This window comes from uncultured Psychrosphaera sp. (assembly GCF_947500655.1).
Lineage (GTDB): Bacteria > Pseudomonadota > Gammaproteobacteria > Enterobacterales > Alteromonadaceae > Psychrosphaera.
The window spans coordinates 85,812-106,690 of the sequence record NZ_CANMSK010000013.1 but is presented as its reverse complement, the minus strand read 5'-3'; the positions used below and the strand labels follow the sequence as shown (position 1 = coordinate 106,690).

At 36.3% G+C, this 20,879-nt stretch carries 18 protein-coding genes; 16 read left to right on the top strand and 2 right to left on the bottom strand.

The window, feature by feature from the left end; translation table 11 throughout:
* Window positions 1–96 precede the first annotated feature (96 nt).
* A complete protein-coding gene (locus tag Q0940_RS11855; protein WP_299268756.1) occupies window positions 97–966 on the top strand; it encodes a 6-carboxytetrahydropterin synthase in 870 nt (289 codons plus the stop codon).
* A complete protein-coding gene (locus Q0940_RS11850; RefSeq protein WP_299268754.1) occupies window positions 956–1,783 on the top strand; it encodes a M23 family metallopeptidase in 828 nt (275 codons plus the stop codon). The genes Q0940_RS11855 and Q0940_RS11850 overlap by 11 nt, the downstream gene beginning before the upstream one ends.
* A gap of 93 nt (window positions 1,784–1,876) precedes the next feature.
* Here the strand turns inward: Q0940_RS11850 and Q0940_RS11845 are convergent, their stop codons facing one another.
* Complete coding sequence (locus Q0940_RS11845; RefSeq protein ID WP_299268752.1) at window positions 1,877–3,652, bottom strand: PDZ domain-containing protein; 1,776 nt, start codon at window positions 3,650–3,652, stop codon at window positions 1,877–1,879.
* Between the two features lie 101 nt (window positions 3,653–3,753).
* On the opposite strand from Q0940_RS11845, the gene Q0940_RS11840 reads away from it, so the two are divergent.
* From Q0940_RS11840 to Q0940_RS11825, 4 genes are all read left to right on the top strand, one after another.
* On the top strand, window positions 3,754–4,164 hold the full coding sequence (locus Q0940_RS11840) for an acyl-CoA thioesterase (protein ID WP_299268751.1): 411 nt from the start codon (window positions 3,754–3,756) through the stop codon (window positions 4,162–4,164).
* 106 nt (window positions 4,165–4,270) lie between these two features.
* On the top strand, window positions 4,271–4,741 hold the full coding sequence (locus tag Q0940_RS11835) for an Mpo1-like protein (protein ID WP_299268749.1): 471 nt from the start codon (window positions 4,271–4,273) through the stop codon (window positions 4,739–4,741).
* Between the two features lie 157 nt (window positions 4,742–4,898).
* Window positions 4,899–5,966, top strand: a complete 1,068-nt coding sequence (locus tag Q0940_RS11830; RefSeq protein ID WP_299268747.1) for a histidine kinase — start codon at window positions 4,899–4,901, stop codon at window positions 5,964–5,966.
* A 5-nt stretch (window positions 5,967–5,971) separates the two neighbouring features.
* Complete coding sequence (locus Q0940_RS11825; RefSeq protein WP_299268745.1) at window positions 5,972–6,817, top strand: LytTR family DNA-binding domain-containing protein; 846 nt, start codon at window positions 5,972–5,974, stop codon at window positions 6,815–6,817.
* A gap of 118 nt (window positions 6,818–6,935) precedes the next feature.
* Here Q0940_RS11825 and Q0940_RS11820 read toward each other — a convergent pair whose 3' ends face one another.
* The gene (locus Q0940_RS11820) at window positions 6,936–7,922 is read right to left on the bottom strand and encodes an ATP-dependent 6-phosphofructokinase (RefSeq protein ID WP_299268743.1); all 987 of its coding nucleotides are present in this window, start codon (window positions 7,920–7,922) and stop codon (window positions 6,936–6,938) included.
* Between the two features lie 165 nt (window positions 7,923–8,087).
* Between Q0940_RS11820 and Q0940_RS11815 the strand changes: the two genes are divergently transcribed.
* From Q0940_RS11815 to Q0940_RS11770, 10 genes are all read left to right on the top strand, one after another.
* Window positions 8,088–8,948 (top strand): DUF6279 family lipoprotein, encoded by an 861-nt coding sequence (locus Q0940_RS11815; RefSeq protein WP_299268741.1) that lies wholly within the window; start codon window positions 8,088–8,090, stop codon window positions 8,946–8,948.
* A 248-nt stretch (window positions 8,949–9,196) separates the two neighbouring features.
* A complete protein-coding gene (locus Q0940_RS11810; protein ID WP_299268783.1) occupies window positions 9,197–9,646 on the top strand; it encodes a GAF domain-containing protein in 450 nt (149 codons plus the stop codon).
* 105 nt (window positions 9,647–9,751) lie between these two features.
* Window positions 9,752–9,937, top strand: a complete 186-nt coding sequence (locus tag Q0940_RS11805) for a hypothetical protein (RefSeq protein WP_299268739.1) — start codon at window positions 9,752–9,754, stop codon at window positions 9,935–9,937.
* Entirely contained in the window at window positions 9,937–10,566 is a 630-nt protein-coding gene (proQ, locus tag Q0940_RS11800; protein ID WP_299268737.1) for an RNA chaperone ProQ, read from the top strand. Before Q0940_RS11805 ends, proQ begins: the two co-directional genes overlap by 1 nt.
* A gap of 8 nt (window positions 10,567–10,574) precedes the next feature.
* Entirely contained in the window at window positions 10,575–12,614 is a 2,040-nt protein-coding gene (prc, locus tag Q0940_RS11795; RefSeq protein ID WP_299268735.1) for a carboxy terminal-processing peptidase, read from the top strand.
* Between the two features lie 229 nt (window positions 12,615–12,843).
* Window positions 12,844–14,277 (top strand): Na+/H+ antiporter NhaC, encoded by a 1,434-nt coding sequence (gene nhaC, locus Q0940_RS11790; protein WP_299268733.1) that lies wholly within the window; start codon window positions 12,844–12,846, stop codon window positions 14,275–14,277.
* Window positions 14,278–14,390: 113 nt separating this feature from the next.
* Window positions 14,391–16,967: an aminopeptidase N gene (pepN, locus tag Q0940_RS11785; protein ID WP_299268731.1), complete on the top strand. Its 2,577-nt coding sequence runs from the start codon at window positions 14,391–14,393 to the stop codon at window positions 16,965–16,967.
* 2 nt (window positions 16,968–16,969) lie between these two features.
* Window positions 16,970–17,197 carry a DUF2835 family protein gene (locus Q0940_RS11780; protein WP_299268729.1) on the top strand — a complete coding sequence of 76 codons (228 nt, stop codon included), beginning with the start codon at window positions 16,970–16,972 and terminating at the stop codon, window positions 17,195–17,197.
* 160 nt (window positions 17,198–17,357) lie between these two features.
* Window positions 17,358–19,409, top strand: coding sequence for a DUF1302 domain-containing protein (locus tag Q0940_RS11775; RefSeq protein ID WP_299268727.1), 2,052 nt, complete (start codon window positions 17,358–17,360; stop codon window positions 19,407–19,409).
* Between the two features lie 15 nt (window positions 19,410–19,424).
* Window positions 19,425–20,786, top strand: a complete 1,362-nt coding sequence (locus Q0940_RS11770) for a DUF1329 domain-containing protein (protein WP_299268724.1) — start codon at window positions 19,425–19,427, stop codon at window positions 20,784–20,786.
* Window positions 20,787–20,879 lie beyond the last annotated feature (93 nt).

Sequence of the window (20,879 nt, the reverse complement as noted above, 5' to 3'; positions counted from 1 at the left end):
TAATTTAACATAAAGTAACTAGCAGATTAAAACAATTAATGCGAGAAGTGTTGTAAGCTCGTATAATACAGCCAATTATTTTGTTGAGAGTGTAAAATGCAATTATTTGTTAATGACCTAACCGTGATCGATTTTTCTTATTTGTGCCTTCAAAGAGGCATGGTGGGTGAAAGTTGGATTGTGGATTTGACATTACATGGTGAGCTAGATGAGCAAAACATGGTGTTGGATTTTGGAAAGGTTAAAAAACAAGTAAAACGTATTATCGACGATACCGTTGATCATAAGCTAGTTGTTCCATCTGAATATGCTGGTTGTAGCATCACGCATGTTGAAAACAGCAACTACATAAAAATTAACTTTGAAGACCAGCAGGGCAAGCAAATCGCTATTTCTAGCCCTGACGATGCATTTTGCTTTATTGATGCCGATACGGTATCGATGAATGATGTTATTTTGCATTTAGCATCGGTTATTAAACCTCAACTGCCAGATAACGTAAAAAAAGTAGAACTGTCCTTACGCCCAGAAGACATTAGCGGTTTTCATTACCACTATACTCATGGCCTTAAAAAACATGACGGTAATTGTCAACGCATTGCTCATGGTCATCGCTCTCGAATTCAAATTTTTGAAAATGGCATGAAAAGCCCTAAGTTAGAAAAAGCCTTCTCTCGTGAATGGGCTGATATTTACGTGGCGACAATTGAAGACAAAGTAAATAATGCAAATTTAGAGTTTATCCAATGCAGTGATTCACAAGTTGCATTTAAATATGAATCGTCACAAGGTAAGTTTGAAATAGCCTTGGAACAAGACGATGTATATATCATGCCTGTAGATACAACTGTAGAGTTGATTGCTCAATATATAGCCGATAGAATGAAGGCCCAATATCCAGATAACACTTATAAAGTCATTGCTTATGAAGGTGTTGCCAAAGGAGCCATTGCTTATGCGGAATAAAACTCTTATCAGTAGAGCTGTTTTTATTATGAGTTTGTTATTTATCTTTGCAGTAAATGCACAAAGTCAAAATGTAACTTTATCGGGTGACTTTATTCAAGGTGGCCTTATTGTAGGTAATGCCACTAAGCCAATTGAAAAAGCTTCAATAGATGACGTTAAAGTACCAATTCATCCAAACACTAAATTGTTTGCTTTTGGCTTTGGCCGTGATGCAAAAGCTCAGTCTGTGTTTAAAATAAGTTATAAAGATGGCACACAAGAGCAGTTAAATTTAGATATTGTTCAGCGTGAATATAAAGTCGATAAAGTAAATGGAGTTGCGAGTAAGTACGTTTCACCTCCTGAGAGCGTATTAAAACGTATTCGTAATGATTCTGCGATAGTTAAACAAGCTAGGGCTGGTTTATCATTTAGAACTGACTTTACTAATAGCGTAACTAAACCGGCCCAAGGCCGTACAAGCGGTGTTTATGGTAGTCAGCGTGTATTTAATGGCGTTCCAAAACGCCCACATTTTGGTCTGGATATCGCTGCTAAAACAGGCACTAAGGTTATTGCACCTTGGTCAGGTAAAGTGATGTTGGCAGAGCCTGACTTATATTATTCAGGTGGTACTTTGATTATTGATCACGGTATGGGAATAACCACAACTTACATACATTTAAGTGCATTGCATGTTAAAGCTGGTGATGTGCTAGAGCAAGGTCAATTAATTGCTGAGATTGGCGCTACAGGCCGCGTAACTGGGCCTCATTTAGACTGGCGTTTAAACTGGTTTAATCGCAGACTCGACCCGCAACTTTTATTACCATAAATGTTGAATGGCAAATAAACAAAAAGCGAACTTAAGTTCGCTTTTTTTCGTTATGTTAGTTGGTTTTTAATCTTCAAGTTAAATCTAATTGGTTTAGCCTAACCAAAGCTTAGCTTTTTCTGCATCTTTAATTGTTAAGCTAGCTACAAACTCTGGTGATTCCTCGACCGTTAAAGGTGCTTGATACAGCTTATCTTTTCTAAAGTAATGCACCGTTGTAGTTTTACTACTGACCGTACTTAATACTTTTTCGATATTTAAGTTGTTTAACCTAAAGTTATCTATCGCAATTAAATGATCATTAACCGCTATGCCTGCTTGTTCTGCAGGACTGTTCTCTAGCACTTGCTTAACCACTAAGTTACCGTTATTAAGAGCAACCACACAACCTAACCAATTGTTTGTTGAGTTTTCTACAATGCCTTGAGCATGTGTCGCGTTTTGCTGTGATTGATAACTTAATTCTATGCCAGAACGTGTAAAGGCCGCTGTTAAATCAATTTTGTTGGTGTTGTATAAAACATCATCTAATAAATCATGGTTTTGAATACCAATAAAGGATTTAAACAAATCTTCAAGCTGTTCTTGAGTTGTACCAATTTGTTCTTTGCCATATAAGTCCCAAGCTTTTTGCATTAAGTTTTTTAATGCGATTTTTCCTTGGCTTTCTTGTTTAATGATCAAGTCCATTAAACAGGCAATAGCGGCGCCTTTTTGGTAATAACTAACAATTTGATCTGGAGCTGCTTCATCTTGTTGATAAAACTTAGTCCAAGTATGTAAGCTACTTTCAGTAACTGATTGACGTAATTGGCCTTGACCTTTCTCTATACGAGTAAAGGTTTTAGCCAATATCTCTAAATACTTTTGTTGAGTAATTGTGTTGGTTTCAAGCAAACTTAAGTCATCAAAGTAAGATGTCATGCCTTCATAAAACCAAAGTTGTTTGGTATACACTTCTTGCTCTAATTGGTACGGAATAAACTCTTTTGGTTTAAGGCGTTTTACGTTCCAAGTATGCAAGTATTCGTGGCTACACAAGCTTAAAAAAGTAATGTAATTATCGTCAATTTCTTGCTCTTGTTTAACAATGTCAAAACGACTACATACCAATGCGGTTGAATTAAGGTGTTCTAAACCACCAAAGCCACTGTCTGTTACCATAGTTAAGAATAAATACTTGTCGACACCCTTAGGCAGTCCACCAAACATATCTATATGATATTGGCATAATGGTTTTAAGTCTTTGGCTGCACGTTGTAAGTCGCCAAAATGTTGGCCGACAGTAACTAAAAAGTGCGGCGTATTAGCTACTTCGAACTCAGCAATATCTAATTCACCAAACAAAATAGGGTAGTCAGTAAATTCTAAATAGTTTTTTGCGCTGTAATGTCCCCAGGCAAAACTATCGTTATGTTCAACGCCAGTTAACCCTGATGCTGGTTGCCATTTAGCAATAATTGGATTGCTTGATTTTTCTAATTCCACCAAACACGTTTGCTCTTTAAGTTCGTCAACACAAAATAGGGCACTTGCTGGGTTTATAAAACCAAACTCTTGGTCTAGGTAAGCTTTTCGTACACTCATATCAAAGGCGTAATATAGATAAGTTACGGTTACTTCTTGCTGATTATGGCTAATGGCAAAACGATTTTTGCTGATGGTCTCAATAGCTAGTTCGCCAGATGCATCATGTGCTTTTAATTCTAAAACATGCTTAGCAAAGTCACGGATCATGTAACTGCCCGGGATCCAGTTGGGTAACGAAATATGCATCAACTTATCAGTATTCGGCACAAAGGATATTTGTATACGGAATTGATGTTTAAGTGGGTTTTCTATCGATACTTTATATTTGATGGAAGCCATTGATCTCTGCTTTAATTAGAAATGAGTTAAATTTAAATTACACCTTAGTAGTATGTGCGCTTATAATGCTTTTCAACTGTATTAATTAAATAAGAAGATGAATGGAACACTCTGAAAAAGTCCAAGCTCGCATAAACTACGCTACTACTTATACCACAAAAACGGTTTTCCCTGGCAGAACAAATCATCATAATACCTTATTCGGTGGTGAAGCCTTAGCATGGATGGATGAAGTTGCCTTTGTTTGTGCTACTCGATTTTGTCGTAAGTCTCTAGTTACAATATCGTCAGATAGAGTTGATTTTAAAGAACCAATTCCAGCTGGTTCTATTGTTGAATTAGTTGCTAACGTTAGTACATTAGGGCGTACCAGCTTAGTTGTAGATGTGAATGTTTTTGTTGAAGGCATGCACAAAGATGATAAACACAAAGCAATTTCTGGTTCATTTAAATTTGTCGCATTAGATGAAGAGAGAAAACCAACGCCTGTTTTGGATGGTGTTGATCTTTAGTCTATGTTATTGAACAACTGTTAGTTGTATCTAGGTAGGTGTTAGTGTAAAACGCTATGTGCTACATAATTCTATAAAATAAAATCTATAAAAATTGGAAGTGGTTATGAAATCAATTACTCAGTGGTTAGAAGAGTATGGCGTAAGTCATAAAAACAAAACTAATAAGATAATACATTATTTATGTGTCCCTACAATTTATATGACCGTATTTGGTTTGTTATGGTCAATTCCATTTCCTATTGCCGATATTCCAATGTGGATTAATTGGTCTACGGTCATTGCTATTCCGGCTATGTTTTTTTATTTTTCTTTATCATTTACCGTTGGTCTCGGTATGACGTTGTTTTCAGCGTTAGTTGTTGCATTTTTACAATGGTGGCAATTAACAATGGCTGACACTATGTCTGTATTAGTGATGTCCGTGTTGGTCTTTGTCATCGCCTGGATTTTGCAGTTTGTGGGTCATCATGTTGAAGGTAAAAAACCGTCATTTATAAAAGATCTACAATTTCTGTTAATCGGTCCAGCTTGGATCTTATGTTTTGTTTATAAAAAGCTAAATATCCGTTATTAATAGCTAAATCAGTAGTTTTTAAGCTAAAAAAATTTATAACACGATAAACGGCACATCTGCCAAGTCAGGCGGAGATGTGCCGTTTTTTTTTTGATTTATAATCAAATTAATAAAGTACCTAGTAATACCAATTACCTTTTTCTAAGTAGGTTGTAATTTGAAATTTCAAAAATTGATTGAAGACCGAAAACGTTTTTTTTGGATACTACATTTCTCTGGTTGGTTCGGTTTTGCCTTAGTGCATTACATTGGCTCATTCATGAATGATATGCGTGATATCTATGTGTTTATTATTATTTCAAATGCATGGTTTGGCGCGTTACTTACCATACCTCTACGTTATCTTTATCAGCGTATATGGGAGCGATCTCCTTGGTTCTTAATCACGGTTATCTTATCAGCCTCTTATGTTGTTGGCCTTATTTGGGTTGTGATGCAGAACTTCACTTATTGGGAGTTTTATAAATTTGGTTACCGACCTGACGCTTGGTATTGGTATTTTAGAAATTCATTAGGTGGGTTTTATATCATTTTATGTTGGAGTGGGTTGTACTTTGGCATTAAGTATTACCAAATGCTGCAAAAAGAAAGGCAAAAAGCATTAAAAGCGTCAAATATGGCCAATGAAGCTCAATTGAAAATGCTGCGTTATCAACTTAATCCTCATTTTTTGTTTAACACGTTAAATGCTATTTCCACATTGATTTTGTGCAACGAAAATAAGATAGCCAATGGCATGGTCGCAAAATTAAGTGACTTCCTACGTTATTCTTTACACACAGATCCAATTAAAAAAGTACAGCTTAAACAAGAGGTTAAAGCATTAACCTTGTATTTGGAAATTGAAAAAATACGATTTGAAGAAAGCTTAGTAGTGACTTGGTCGATTAGTGAATCGGCAAGTAATGCGCTAGTACCTAGCTTGTTATTGCAACCGTTAATTGAGAATGCGATCAAATATGGTATTGCGGCTCAAAGCGATGGCGGTACAATTACTATTGTTGCTAAGACATTTGGTAATGACTTATTGCTTGAAGTAAGTGATGATGGACCTGGATTAATGGCGAGCACATCCTCAACCAGTAAAGGTGAGGGAGTCGGTATAGCGAATATAAAAGATAGATTACAGACTTTATATGACGATTATTCATTTTCATTGTCCACTAATGAGCCAAATGGCTTGAAAGTAAATATTAGAATTCCTTTAGAGTTTGAGTCGGAATAATCAGAATGATTGAAAACAATGCAGACAATAAAATCAAAACCATCATAGTTGATGATGAGCCTTTAGCACGAAAAGGCTTGGCTATTAGATTGGCCGAATTTGATGATATTGAAATTATAGCTCAATGCCCTAACGGAGCTTCTGCGCTGGAAACTATTAAAGCAGAAAAACCTAAACTCGTTTTCTTGGATATTCAAATGCCTGGAATGACAGGTTTTGATGTGATGAAACAGTTGCATAACAATATAGACGCAGAAGACTGGCCAATTGTTGTATTTGTCACCGCCTATGATCAATATGCACTAAAAGCATTTGAAGTTCATGCGTTAGATTATTTATTAAAACCGGTTGATAGTGGGCGTTTACAAGATTGTATAACTAAAGTTAAGAACCAAATAAATTCAGATAGTCAAACGGATAGTCAAACCAAATTAGTTAATATGGTGGCACAGCTAATTGGCTCTGACAGTGAAACTATTTTACAGAATTTGGCTGATGGTGAATTTAAAGCCGTTAAGGAATATAGTAATTACGTTGCGGTTAAAGATGTTGGTGAAACCACTCGTATTCCAGTTAAAGAAGTTGTTTGGGTTGATGCCGCGGGCGATTATATGTGTGTTCATTGTTCAGATGGTGAAACTCATATTTTACGTAAAACCATGAAGCAGCTAGAGCAAGAACTTGACCCTGCCAGATTTATTCGTGTACATCGTTCCGTTATCGTGAACTCTACCGAAGTATCAAAGGTATTAACCTTAACTAGCGGTGAATATGTTATCCAATTAACTAATAAACACGAAATAAGAGTTAGTCGCAGTTACAGAGATAAAGTAAGAGCTGCATTACTTTGATATAGATTGTTTTTTAGAAAAAAGTAGTTTGTTTTCTAAATACAATTAGCCCAACGGAATTAACCGGTTGGATTATCTAGCTGACTAACACCTGATTTATAGGAGCAAAACAGCTAGCTTATAAACTCAGTTTATTCTTATAAAGGTCGAGTAAATACGGATCAATTTTCTTTTTACCCAATCCTGTATCAGCTAATTTGGTTAACACTAATTTGTTATTCACTTCACCGGACATAACATTTTTAGCACCGCTCACTAAACTATCAACCGCAAAAGCACCTAATTTGGTTGCTAGAGTTCTATCTGCGCAACTTGCCATTCCACCTCTTTGTAAATGACCTAAAACACAGGCTCTGCAATCTATACCTATTTGTTTGGTTAACATCTCAGCCAGTGCTGCGGCACCGTCGGGATAAATTTTTTCTGCTGCAACAATAATATAACTGGCATGACCGTTTACTTTTAAGTAAGCATTAATATGTGCGGTAACGTTTTGCACAATTTGATGTGGCTCAATGTTCATTTCAGGGCTGAGTATGTGTTCGGCCTCTGCTGCAACTCCAATATTTACAGCTAATTGACCGCTGTGTCTGCCCATAACTTCCACGATAAATATGCGTTCAAATGCATCGGCTGTATCTCGTATTTTATCAATAGCGTCTAGTGCGGTATTTGCAGCGGTGTCAAAACCAATTGTAAAATCGGAACCATCTATATCGTTATCAATCGTACCTGGAACACCAATAATAGGAATATCGGTTAACTGACTAAGTAAGTGCGCACCTCTAAAACTCCCATCACCACCAATAACAATAAGTCCATCAAGGGAATTCGACTTTAAACTCTTGATAGCTTGTTGACGATATTTATCATCTAGCATTTTAGGGCAACGAGCACTTTTTAAAATGGTTCCGCCAAGCTGAGAAATATGTTTAACTTTTGCTAAAGGGAGTAAGACTGTGGCATTATCGATTAAGCCGTTATAGCCTCTTTCAAAACCGATACACTCTATATTATGAACACTGGCTGTGGTTACAATAGAATGAATGGCGGCATTCATGCCGGGGGCGTCACCACCTGATGTGAGAATTCCAATTTTTTTCATAACAGTGAATATCCTAAATTTTTTAATATGAAGCGCATATAAAACTTGAGCTATAAACATTATGCTCTAAATATAGATAAATAGGCTATTGATCTATAACAATATAAATCTAGTTAATAACCTGAAAAAATTTGCTGATACATAGCACTTAATATGAGTAAAAATATGAATATAGTAAATAACCAAAGTAAAAAAATAGTTAAGTTACTGACATTAATATTACTTACTTTTAGCATCACAAGTTGCAGTACTAAGTTAATTTATAATTATGCAGATTGGCTGATTTTTTGGGCTGTTGACGATTATGTAGAACTTAATGACTCACAAGAAAATATATTAGAAATTAAAATTTATGAGTTATTGAAATGGCATAGGCAAAAAGAGCTACCGTATTACACTTCTTTATTAAAAGAACTACGGACAATTGTTGTGAATAAAGATGATGTTGCCTTTGAACCTTTGTATCAAAAAGCAAAGGTGCTATGGAAACGTTCTGCGGTAAAAGTAACACCAGAAATTATTGCATTATTACCATCTTTATCTCATCAACAAAAACAAGAGCTAGTAAACAATATAGAAGAGATCCAGCAAGAAAAAAATAAACAATGGTTAGAAGATCAAGATCAAACTTGGGATGAAAAGTTTGAAGAAGCCGAAGAGCGAATTGAAAATTTTGTTGGTGATTTAACGGCAGAACAAAAAGTAACGCTCCAAGCCATGGAACGAACACGCCCAGATATATTGGTATTAAGAATTGAAGGGCGAAAACGTTGGCTTGAGCTATTTTCAAAAGCGCTATTTCATCAACCTGAAATTGACAAATTAACTATATATTCTTTGTTTACTGATTTATCAAGCCACCGCAGCATAGAACAACAAAAAGTTAACGAGGAAATATCACAATTACGTATTTCTGAGCTAAGGTACATAATAAAATCTATAACAAATAAACAGCAAATATTTTTACTGGAAAAAATTGATGACATGATTGCTGATTTTGAGATGTTAATGGCTCAAGATGAATAAAGTGATGAATACACGGATAGTTAATCTGGTGTTAAAATTGCTTTTAAAAATCTAAATTCATCGTTGTTTTTGTTATATTTTTCAATATAGATGTTTTTTTACCCATTTAAACAAGTCTATTGCTATTAATTAAGGTGCAAGCCTTTAAATTTGGGGCGGATCAAGGTAAGTTACGGCGTTATGTTTAGAAATGACCAATTAAATAAAGGTGTATTTTGGCTAAAGTAGAATTATATCGTGAAATAAATATGCAAGTGAGAGCTCTTTGTGATGGCGAACCAAGCTTAATCGCAAACTTAGCTAACATAAGTGCTGTATTATTTGATAGATTAGCCGATATAAATTGGGCTGGTTTTTATTTAATGCAAAATAATGTTCAGGGTAACGAACAAGAACTTGTATTAGGTCCATTTCAAGGCAAAGCTGCATGCGTTCGAATCCCTGTTGGAAGAGGTGTCTGTGGTACAGCTGTTTCTGATAAAACATCTCAATTAATTGAAGATGTACACTCATTTGATGGACATATTGCATGTGATGCAGCAAGTAATTCTGAAGTTGTCGTCCCTATCATTATTAATGATGTAGTAGTGGCGGTATTGGATATTGATAGTCCAAGTGTAGGACGTTTTGATCAAGATGATTTAAATGGTGTCGAAACTATGGTTAGTTTTATTGAAACCATTTGGCCAAAGAAATAACTGAAAATGAAAGATTTTATAAACATCCACGATTATATAATTAGCTCTGAGATAGTTGGTGATTGGGATGGGCAGGAAGAAGAGGTAACTGATAGGATTAATTCAATGATCCATCAGGCCTACAACATGTTCCCAGAAGATGTCTCGACTGAATCTGCGGAAAAATTATTTGATGAATTATGGGCTGCTGTAGCAGGACAAGAGTTTGTTATTGAAGCGGAATATGATGAGCTGGAAAGCTGGTTAGATACGTTTGTTCGCCAGAAGCTAGATGAAATAGAGTACGATTGATGCAAAATCAAGAAAAAACAGATTTAAATAAAGTAATTGAATTTTTAACTATTAAGTTTCCAAAGAGCTTTAGTTTAAAAGGTGAAGCTAAACCATTGAAAGTGGGTATCTTTAATGATATCGCTGGACAAATTGGTGAAGAAGATCCAGTTTCAAAAACACAGATTAGACATGCTCTTCGCCGTTATACCAATAGCTGGCGCTATTTAGAGGCCGTTGTAAAAGGTGGGCAGCGTGTTGATTTGGAAGGTAATGATGCGGAACCGTTGACTGAAGAACATGTACAACATGCTCAAACACAGTTAGCTGAAAGCAAAGCTAAATTCCAAGAAAAGAAAAAAGCAAATGCTGGCAAAGACAAAAAGCCGTATAAAAAACCAGCTAAAAATGTGGCTAATCCTCCAAAAAGAAAGCCAAAATCAGATAGTCAGGGAACTAAACCTGTTGCTGAGCCTCAAAAAGAACTTGTAGCCAATGATGACTTTACCGACGGTAAAAAGGTTCAAGTTAAGTTAGGCGCTTCACCAATAGCTGCAACAATTGTTGAGACTTCAAAAAATGAAGTGTCAGTTCAATTAGCTTCAGGTATGGTGATGAAAGTAAGTAAGGAAAATATTTTCCAAGCATAGGAGTCCATATGCAGATAGTTAAGCGTGTTTTTACATTATCTTTATTAGTATCGTTATGTGTATCATTTACAGTAAGTGCATCTATTGAAAATGAAACATTTGAAACCCCAAAATTAGTTGAAGAGCCTCAGCATGTTGCTGCATCAAAAAGGATTTCTTCTTGGTTTTTAAGGTATCACTATAAAAAAACAAAGCTAGATGATGAACTATCTGCAAAAGTGTATAAAAAGTTTATTGAAAACTTGGATTACAACAAGAGTATCTTCTTGCGAAAAGATTTAGAACAGTTTGCCAAATACGAAGATAAATTTGATGATGCAATAAAGTCAGGTGAATTACAGTTTGCTTTTGATCTTTATCAAGAATCAATCAAAAGACGTATGGAACGTTATGACTTCAGTATTAAGTTACTTGATGGAAAAATGGACTTTAATAAAGACGATGTTTTTTATTATGATCGTGAAGATGTTGAGTGGCCTAATACGTTAGCTGAGCAAAACGAATTTTGGCGTCAAAAAACAAAATATGATGCGTTAAACTTGAAGTTAACGGGTAAAGATATCCCGCAAATAAAAGAAACGTTAACTAAACGTTATACCAATGCGAAACGTCGTTTGTCTCAAACGCAAAGTGAAGATGCATTTCAGTTAGTAATGAATGCATTTGCAAGTAGCATAGAAGCTCATACCTCTTATTTATCGCCGCGTAACTCAGAACGTTTCAATATTGATATGAATCTAGAGTTGGAAGGTATTGGTGCTGTATTACAACCGGTTGATGAATATACTGTTATTCGTAGTCTAGTACCTGGTGGCCCAGCAGATAAAACTGAAAAGTTAAAAGCGGAAGATAAAATTATCGGCGTTGCTCAAGGTGAAGATGATTTTGTTGATATTATCGGCTGGCGCTTAGATGAAGTAGTTGAACTTATTAAAGGCAAAAAAGGCACTGAAGTTCGTTTACAAGTGTTACGTGGAGACAATATAGGTGCAGCTTCCAAAGAAGTTGTGATTATTAGAGATAAGGTTTATTTAGAAGACCAGTCTGTAGACTCCCATGTATTTGAACCTGTAACAACGACATTAGATAGTAAGATAGGTGTTATAACGGTACCTAGTTTTTATAATGATGTTTCTAGTGATATAAAAGCCGAAATAAAAAAACTTAAAGATCAAAATGTAAACGGTGTGGTTGTCGATTTACGTGGTAACGGTGGTGGTTCATTAATTGAAGCATCTTTAGTTACCGGATTATTTATTGATAAAGGCCCTGTTGTTCAGATCAGAAACAGTGTTGGTAATATTGATATTAGAGGCGATTACGATGGCGTAACTTATTACGATGGCCCACTAACAGTGTTAGTTGACCGTTACAGTGCATCGGCATCAGAAATATTTGCAGCCGCTTTACAAGATTACGGCAGAGCGTTAATTGTCGGTGAACAAACGTTTGGTAAAGGCACCGTTCAACAATTTAAACCATTAGAAAGACTGTATGACCGTTTTGATAAAAAATTAGGTTCTGTTAAATACACAATTGCTAAATTTTATCGTATTAATGGTGGCAGTACTCAGCATAAAGGTGTAGTTCCTGATATTTTATTTCCATCTGCAATTGATTCTCCAGAGTGGGGCGAAAGCCAAATGGATAACGCATTGCCTTGGGATAATATTCGTTCGGCACGGTATTCACCAACACCTACAATAAGCTCACAGGTTAATGCGTTAACAAAAAAACATAACTTACGAATTAAGTCTGAACCTGAATTTTTATATTTAGAGAGTGATATTGCTGAATATAAAAAAGATAAAGACCGTGATTTTATTTCACTTAACGAGAAAGAGCGTTTAGCTGAAAAAGAAAAGGATAAGATTAAGAATCTAGCTCGATTAAATGAGCGTTTAACACGATTAGGTTTAGAGAACGTAAAGTCTTTAGAAGATGATACACCTAAAGAGTTAGAAGAATTAGACCCGTTCTTGGAAGAAGCAGCGCAAATTATAACTGATTTAATTTCTGCTGGTCAGTTTGCTAAAGTAGCAAATTAAATAGAGTGTCTAAATAAAGAGCAGCCTTAGAGGCTGCTTTTTTGGTATTAAAGCAAATAATTAAATATCAGTGGTTGTTAAAGCTAAAACTTTCATCGTTAAGCAATTCCTCTTATTTTTAATGTGTTTGAACTCATTTTTTACTTCGATAGTAGTAAATTGAAATTTAATGTGTGATAAATAGCGAAGTCAGTTACACACATATTTAATGTCTATAAGGACTTAAGTTTTGAAATCAGTTAAATCTCCAAGTTTTATTGATGCACTTATTCCGGTGCTATTTTTGGTTGCTTTATTAGCGGTATCTGTTTTTATTTATGGAGATGCTAGCTCTTTTGGTCCAAACCAAATTATATTGATAATGTCAGCTGGTGTTGCCAGTATTATCGGTTTAAAAAACGGCTTAAACTGGAAGCAAATAGAAGATGCCATGATCCATGGTATATCGGTTTCTATGGGCGCTATCTTTATCTTGCTAGCTGTTGGCTCCTTAATCGGCACTTGGTTATTGTCTGGTACGGTACCAACGTTAATCTATTATGGATTACAAATCCTTAATCCTGACTGGTTTTACGTTGCAGCTTGTTTATTAAGTGCAATTGTTGCCATGAGTATAGGGAGTTCTTGGACGACCGCTGCAACAATTGGTGTTGCCTTGATGGGGATTGCTAGTGGAATTGGTGCAGACCCTGCTATTGCAGCTGGTGCTGTGATCTCGGGGGCATATTTTGGTGATAAAATAAGTCCGTTGTCGGAAACAACTAACTTAGCGCCAGCTGTTGCAGGTAGTGATTTATTTAGTCATATCCGTCACATGATGTGGACCACGGTACCATCATTTACTATCGCTTTAGTATTATTTACTATTTTAGGTTTCACTGAAGAGCGAGTTGGCGCAAATGTATCGATAGATAGTGTGCAAAATATTATCTCGGCGAATTACCATGTTTCATTATTCAATTTAATACCTCTTGTGTTTCTTGTCGTGATGGCATTAAAAAAATTACCTGCATTTCCATCTATTTTTATTGGCGCGCTTATTGGTGCTGTTTGGGGATTTATCTTCCAACAAGAGTTATTAACTAAAGTTGCTGATAGCAATATGGTTATTGATCAAGTATCCGTTATTTGGACTGCCATGTTTGATGGCTTCTCTATAACAACAGGTGATGATGTGATGGACGACCTGCTAAGTGGCGGTGGTATGTCTAGCATGTTGAATACTACGTGGCTAATTATGACAGCATTAATGTTTGGTGCTGTAATGGAAAAAGTAGGTTTGCTTGCTGTTTTTGTACAAGGTATTTTGAAAAAAGCCAAATCTACGGGATCACTCATCACTTCGACTATATTCACTGCGTTTGGTACTAACTTAATCACAGCCGATCAATACATGTCTATTGTTATGCCGGGACGTATGTATAAAGAAGAATATGAACGCCGTGGTTTAGATAACGTAAACTTGTCTAGAGCGCTAGAAGATGGTGGCACGATAACGAGTGCATTAATACCTTGGAATACTTGTGGTGCTTATATGGCTGGTGTTTTATTGGTTAGCCCATTAGATTATTGGCAGTATGCATTCTTTAACTTAATTAACCCAATAATGGCCATTGCGTTTGCATACATGGGGATTAAAATCCTAAAAGCTAAAACTGCATAATTAAGTTTGTAAACATTAAATCATAGCTGAGCAGTTTTAACTGTTCAGCTGTATGATATTAATATAAGTACATTTTTACATAAGTACATTTCAACTTCCTTCAAGTGACTACTATGACAACAGAAACTAAATACTTAAAAGATTACCAAATTCCAGAGTTCTTGATCCCAAAAACAGAATTGTTTTTTAATTTGGATGATGAGAAAACCTTAGTCCGCAGTAAATTACAAATTAAACGTAATGTTGAAACTGCAAAACAGTTAGTTTTAGATTGTGAAGTACAACAGGTATTAACCGTACTTATAAATGGGACGGACACTCCATTTACTGTTGAACAAGAACAGTTAAAAATAGATGTCGAGTTGGTGGAATTTGAACTTGAAATAGAAGTGATTGTTGATCCCATTAATAACACTGCATTAGAAGGGTTATACAAATCTGCTGGTGTTTTTTGTACACAATGTGAAGCTGAAAGTTTTAGACGTATAACACCTTACTTAGACCGTCCAGATGTATTATCTGTTTTTACCGTCATTATCTTTGCTGATGCAGATCTTTATCCATATATGTTATCCAATGGTAATCTCATTGATTCAGGCCTTGTAGAAGAAGATGATGAATCCCACAAACAAGTTCGTTGGACCAAATGGCATGACCCACATCCAAAACCAAGTTATTTATTTGCTTTAGTTGCAGGGGATTTTGATTTACTTACGGACGAGTTTGTTACTAAATCTGGCAGAAAGGTTGAGTTAGAGCTATTTGTCGATAAAGGTAATTTGCACTTAGGTCATCACGCTATGGCATCATTAGTTAAGTCTATGGCATGGGATGAACAGCGTTACGGCTTGGAATACGACTTAGATAAATACATGGTTGTCGCTGTCGACTTCTTTAATATGGGCGCGATGGAAAATAAAGGACTTAATGTCTTTAATAGTAAATATGTACTGGCCGATTTAAACACTGCAACTGATATTGATTATCACGGAATTGAAGCGGTAATTGGTCATGAATATTTCCATAACTGGACTGGTAACCGAGTAACTTGTCGAGATTGGTTCCAGTTAAGTTTAAAAGAAGGCTTAACTGTTTTTCGCGATCAACAATTTAGTGCAGACATGGGCAGTGAAGTTATAGAACGTATTAGCCACGCCAATGTTATGCGAACAATGCAGTTTGCCGAAGATGCAGGACCAATGGCTCATCCAATTAGACCTGAAAAAGTTATGGAAATGAATAACTTTTATACCGTGACTGTATATGACAAAGGTGCTGAAGTTATTCGTATGATGCACAGTTTATTAGGTGAATCTGGTTTTAGAGCTGGAATGGATTTATATTTTAAACGTCATGACGGTAATGCGGTTACCTGTGATGACTTTGTCTCTTCAATGGCTGATGCTAATAGCAAAGACTTAACTCAGTTCCAAAACTGGTACTCACAAGCTGGAACGCCAAACGTTGTTGTCTCTGAAAAACAAACAGATACTGGTTTAGAGTTAACGTTAGCTCAAACATTACCAACTCGTCCTGCAGAAGAGCAGAACAAACCTTTAGTTATTCCGGTTAAATATGAATTACTTGCCAATACCGATGGCCGTAGCTTAGAACGCGGTACGGTTATTTTTGACAAGTCTGAACAAGTATTCTCATTTTCCTGTGCAGAGCCAGCCACTTTAGTGTTATTTGAAAACTTCTCAGCACCTGTCAAAGTACATAGAAAACTAACTCAGGAGCAATTAATCCATATAGTTAAATATGCATCTGATGCTTTTTGTCGATGGGACTCAATGCAGTCACTATGGTTACAACAAATCAATGGTGCGAGTGACACAATATTAGATGAGGGCAGGCAAGGGCTTATCGAAGTTATTGAATACATATTAAATAATGATGATATCGAAACGTCTATTAAAGCTGAGTTGTTAACAATACCGAGTTATACCAGTATTGCAGAAACTTTTGATGTGATAAATCCAAGTCATATTTTAAAAGTTAAAAACGAAATAACTCTACAGATCATAGAGTCATTGGCAAAAACAATTAAAGCTTTAGTACAAGAACTAACAGATATTGAAGACGGTTATATTCAAACAAGTGTAGCGAAAAGGCGATTAAAGCATGTATTGTTATCGTATTTGTCGCATAGTTCAGACAGTGATGTTGAAAGTATAATTAGACAGGTTTACTTAGATTCTACAAACATGACTGAAAAAGTGTCAGCGCTTGAGTCAGCAAGAGTTTATTCTGTCGTGTTGTTAGATGAATTGTTAGAAAATATGGATAAACAATTTGCTGATAACGTACTTGTTTTTGATAAAATGACCTCTGCCGTTGCTAGAATTCCACATGCTGAAGTTTACAGAAAAATCGCGCAGTGGGCAGAACATGCCTTATTCTCGGATAAAAATCCAAATCGTGTTAGGTCACTATTTGGTGCCTTTGTGATGAACAACCCAGAGCAGTTTCATGATGAATCTGGTAAAGGTTATCAATTTTTAGCTGATTTTTTGAAAAAAATGGATAAGCTTAACCCTCAATTAGCATCTCGTATGATATCTCCATTACTTAGTTGGCAACGATATGAGCCGGTAAGAAAAGAGCTAATGAGACAACAATTGATTCAATTAAGTAAATTAGAGTTGTCGAAAGATTTATACGAGAAATTAAGTTCAGCATTAGGTTAGTTATGACACGTAAATTTAACTTCTATTTACATTTATCACCAGCGGAATGCCGTCAATATTACGAAGGCTTTTATAAGTCGATTCAAGTTGTAGCGCAAACAGGGCAAAGGATTCAGTTTCCAGCTGAGCACATCCGTACGTTTGTAACAGCAAATGGAATTGATGGGTTGTTTGAGCTTGAATTAGAAGAAAATAACAAATTTAAATCATTACAAAAATTGTCTAACTAACAGTATTTAATGGAATAATTACTCTAATAATAATTAAACATAGGACTTGCTTGCTTGGTTAAATGGTGTAATTATTGGGATAATTAGGCTCATCCGATGAGCCTAATATCCTCACTTATAAATATAAAAAATAAACTTGAGAGGACAAGGGGAGAAACATATGTCTAGAGGGGCAACAAAGTCTGCTTTAAAACCACTTGCTATAAGTGTTGCATCAGCCATTATCGCTATGCAATCTTTTGGCGGAAATGCAGCAACTTTTGAACTTGGTAACTTTGAAATAAAATTCGACTCAACTTTCTCTGCTGGTGCAGCGTATCGTGTTGAAAACCGAGACTTTAGCCTAGTAGGTAAAAGTAACAATCAATCATTTGATTGGTCTGGGTATACAGCTTACGCTCCGCAGTATGCAGGCAGTGACGTTTGGGATACCTCAGGTAGTTATTCTACTAATGGTGATTTATCTAACTTAAATTACGATCCCGGTGAAGCGTTCTCACAAGTAATAAAAGGTTTACATGACTTAACTATCGACGGTGATGGTTATGGTGCATTTGTACGTTTTATGTATTACAAAGATTTTGCAGTTGAGGGTATTGGCTATGAAGATCCTGTTTCAGGCAAAGCTTTTGACCCTTGTGCGGACAGTGAAGCAAAAGAATACGCTTGTGAAGATATTCGTTTATTAGACGCGTATGTTTATGCTGACTTTGAAATTGGTAACACTCCAATTTCAATCAAAGTGGGTGAGCAAGTTTTATCTTGGGGCGAAAGCACATTAATCCCTCATGGTATCAATGTAGGTGCGGTTGACGTTGCTCGACTAAAAACGCCTGGTGCCGACTTAAAAGAAGCCTTCATTCCAACAGGTATGATTTGGGCCAATATCGGTTTAACTGATACTTTATCTTTTGAGGCTTTTTATCAATACGAGTCTCAAGAGTCTCGTTTAGCCGCAACGGGTACTTATTTCTCTACTAATGATTTTATTGCAGCTGGCGGTGCTAATAGCAACGTACAGTTAAACTTTGCATCTAACCCTGATATGGGACGTGAAGAGTTAATTAGTCAATTAAATTTATTAGCCCCATTAATTTTATCTGGTTCAGCTTCTGCATCAGCTGCTTATTTAGCGTACCCAACAAAGTATGCATTAAGAGCAGAAGATTTAGATGAAGACGCTAGAGACTCAGGCCAATTTGGTTTGAAGTTAGGTTGGTTTGCTGAAGAACTAAACTATACTGAGTTTGGTTTTTACTACACAAACTATCATAGTCGTCGTCCATTAATATCAGGTAGAGCATCTGACTTTTCGAGTGATGCTATTACTGAAGATCTAGGCCTTATAGTATCTGAAGGTGTTACAGCGGAAAATATAACCTCACTGAATGCATTTAGTAAAGCGGCTGTATATTTCCCAGAAGACATCCAATTATTTGGTGTTAGTTTCAATACAACAATTGGAACTACGGCTGTTTCAGGTGAAATATCTTATCGCCAAGATGAACCAATTCAAATTGACGATATCGAGCTACTATTTGCCGCTATGCCTGAACAGTTAGCTAATGCTGGTATACGTCCAGAGTTAGATGGTCTTTCTCAGCTTGGCGATTATAACGTAGAAGGTTGTGATAGCCCTGTAGGTGGTGTTCAGCCAGGTGATACTGCAACAGGATATTGCCTTGTTGATTCAGTACAGGCACAATTCACGTTAATACAATCATTTGGTCCTACATTAGGTTTAGATAACTTAAATGGTGTTGCCGAAGTTGGTTATGTAACAATTAACGACTTCCCAGATCATAGTGTTCTTCGCTTTAATGCTCCTGGAACTTCACGTTCTGGTTCAACAACTGATGAAGTTGCCGCTGGTATACTTGCTGGCGTACAAGATGGTCAAGACACTGAGTCGTATTTTCCAACTCAAGACGCTTGGGGATATCGCTTAATACTTGCTGGTGAACTTAACCGTGTATTTGGTTCGTTTAACTTAAAACCAAAGGTTGTGTTCTCTCATGATGTTAAAGGTGTAACACCGGATCCATTATTCCTTTTCCATGAAGACAAAAAATCAATCAGTATGTCTATGGATATCGAATATCAAAATGTATCATTCGGTATGGCTTATAACGCATTTTGGGATGGCGTAGGTACGGTAAACCAAATGGCAGACCGTGACTTTGTTTCTTTCAATATTAAATATTCACTATAAGGGATATTACTTACTATGAAAAAGATAACCTTATTGACCTCAGCTTTAACTTTTGCATTAGCATCAGTAGGCGCGAGCGCAAAAATTAGTTCAGCAGATGCGGCCAAATTAAAAGGCGAATTAACGCCAATGGGCGCGGTAAGAGCTGCAAATGCAGATGGTTCAATACCAGCATGGAACGGTGGTATTACAACACCACCTGCTGGTTATAAAGTGGGTATGCATCACCCAGACCCATTCTCTGCTGATAAAGTTCTTTATACAGTTACTAACGCTAATAAAGCACAATACAAAGACTTATTAACACCAGGGGTAAGCAAAATGCTTGCAACATACCCTGATACTTATAAGTTAGACGTTTATCAAAGCCGTCGTACTGCGTCATACCCAAAGTATGTTTATGATGCGACTGCTACCAATGCGACTAACACAGAATTAGTACAAAATGGTAATGGTATTAAAAATGCGGCAATTGGTGCTCCATTTCCAGTACCTGCTAATGGTCTGGAAGTAATATGGAACCATATTTTACGTTTCCGTGGTGCTTCAGCCATTCGTCATGGTGGGCAAGCAGTGCCAACTGCTGATGGTGACTATACGTACATTGGTTTTGAGGAGTCAATCGCAATTGATTACTCTAAAAAAGATGCAACGGCTAAAGCGTTAGAAGAAAGTAATATCTTATTCCGCTTTAAACAAAAAATTACCGAGCCTGCTCGTCTTGCTGGTACAGCCTTGTTAGTTCATGAAACTATGGACCAAGTTAAGCAACCTCGTCAAGCTTGGACTTATAACTCAGGACAACGTCGTGTTCGTCGTGCACCAAATGTTGCATATGATGCACCAGGATCAGCGTCTGATGGTTTACGTACAACCGATGATTTTGACATGTATAACGGTGCTCCAGATCGTTACACTTGGACATTAAAAGGTAAAAAAGAAGTATTAATTCCTTATAACAGCTACAAACTACATAGTAATTCGTTACAATACGATGATATTATCAAACCTGGCCATATAGCAACTGATGTTGTTCGTTGGGAAAAACACAGAGTCTGGGTAGTTGAAGCTAACTTGAAAGATGGTATTAGCCATGTTTATAAAAAACGTGTATTTTACATTGATGAAGATAGCTGGCAGGTTTCTATAGCCGATATGTACGATAACCGTGATGAGTTATATCGTGTAGCTGTTGCTTATGGTATTAACTACTACGAAGTTCCTACGCATTGGACAACATTAGAAGCTTATTACGATTTAGACTCACGTCGTTATATAGCGATTGGTTTAGATAATCAGGAAGATATGTATGACTTCCAAACTGAGCAACAAGATCGTTTATATACTCCAGCGGCATTAAGGCGTGAAGGTAGATAACTACTTTGTTATAAAAGACGGTTGGTTCTGCCAACCGTTTTTATTTGTTCTTAACTCCTAAACCTCTTTTATCCATATCTATTTATCAAAAGT

Coding starts and splice junctions, on each gene's coding strand:
- Q0940_RS11770 (WP_299268724.1), top strand. CDS start 19,425: ATGAAAAAGATAACCTTATTGACCTCAGCTTTAACTTTTGCATTAGCA.
- Q0940_RS11850 (WP_299268754.1), top strand. CDS start 956: ATGCGGAATAAAACTCTTATCAGTAGAGCTGTTTTTATTATGAGTTTG.
- pepN (WP_299268731.1), top strand. CDS start 14,391: ATGACAACAGAAACTAAATACTTAAAAGATTACCAAATTCCAGAGTTC.
- Q0940_RS11820 (WP_299268743.1), bottom strand. CDS start 7,922: ATGAAAAAAATTGGAATTCTCACATCAGGTGGTGACGCCCCCGGCATG.
- Q0940_RS11845 (WP_299268752.1), bottom strand. CDS start 3,652: ATGGCTTCCATCAAATATAAAGTATCGATAGAAAACCCACTTAAACAT.
- Q0940_RS11775 (WP_299268727.1), top strand. CDS start 17,358: ATGTCTAGAGGGGCAACAAAGTCTGCTTTAAAACCACTTGCTATAAGT.
- Q0940_RS11805 (WP_299268739.1), top strand. CDS start 9,752: ATGATCCATCAGGCCTACAACATGTTCCCAGAAGATGTCTCGACTGAA.
- Q0940_RS11840 (WP_299268751.1), top strand. CDS start 3,754: ATGGAACACTCTGAAAAAGTCCAAGCTCGCATAAACTACGCTACTACT.
- Q0940_RS11780 (WP_299268729.1), top strand. CDS start 16,970: ATGACACGTAAATTTAACTTCTATTTACATTTATCACCAGCGGAATGC.
- Q0940_RS11815 (WP_299268741.1), top strand. CDS start 8,088: ATGAATATAGTAAATAACCAAAGTAAAAAAATAGTTAAGTTACTGACA.
- proQ (WP_299268737.1), top strand. CDS start 9,937: ATGCAAAATCAAGAAAAAACAGATTTAAATAAAGTAATTGAATTTTTA.
- prc (WP_299268735.1), top strand. CDS start 10,575: ATGCAGATAGTTAAGCGTGTTTTTACATTATCTTTATTAGTATCGTTA.
- Q0940_RS11810 (WP_299268783.1), top strand. CDS start 9,197: ATGCAAGTGAGAGCTCTTTGTGATGGCGAACCAAGCTTAATCGCAAAC.
- Q0940_RS11825 (WP_299268745.1), top strand. CDS start 5,972: ATGATTGAAAACAATGCAGACAATAAAATCAAAACCATCATAGTTGAT.
- Q0940_RS11835 (WP_299268749.1), top strand. CDS start 4,271: ATGAAATCAATTACTCAGTGGTTAGAAGAGTATGGCGTAAGTCATAAA.
- Q0940_RS11855 (WP_299268756.1), top strand. CDS start 97: ATGCAATTATTTGTTAATGACCTAACCGTGATCGATTTTTCTTATTTG.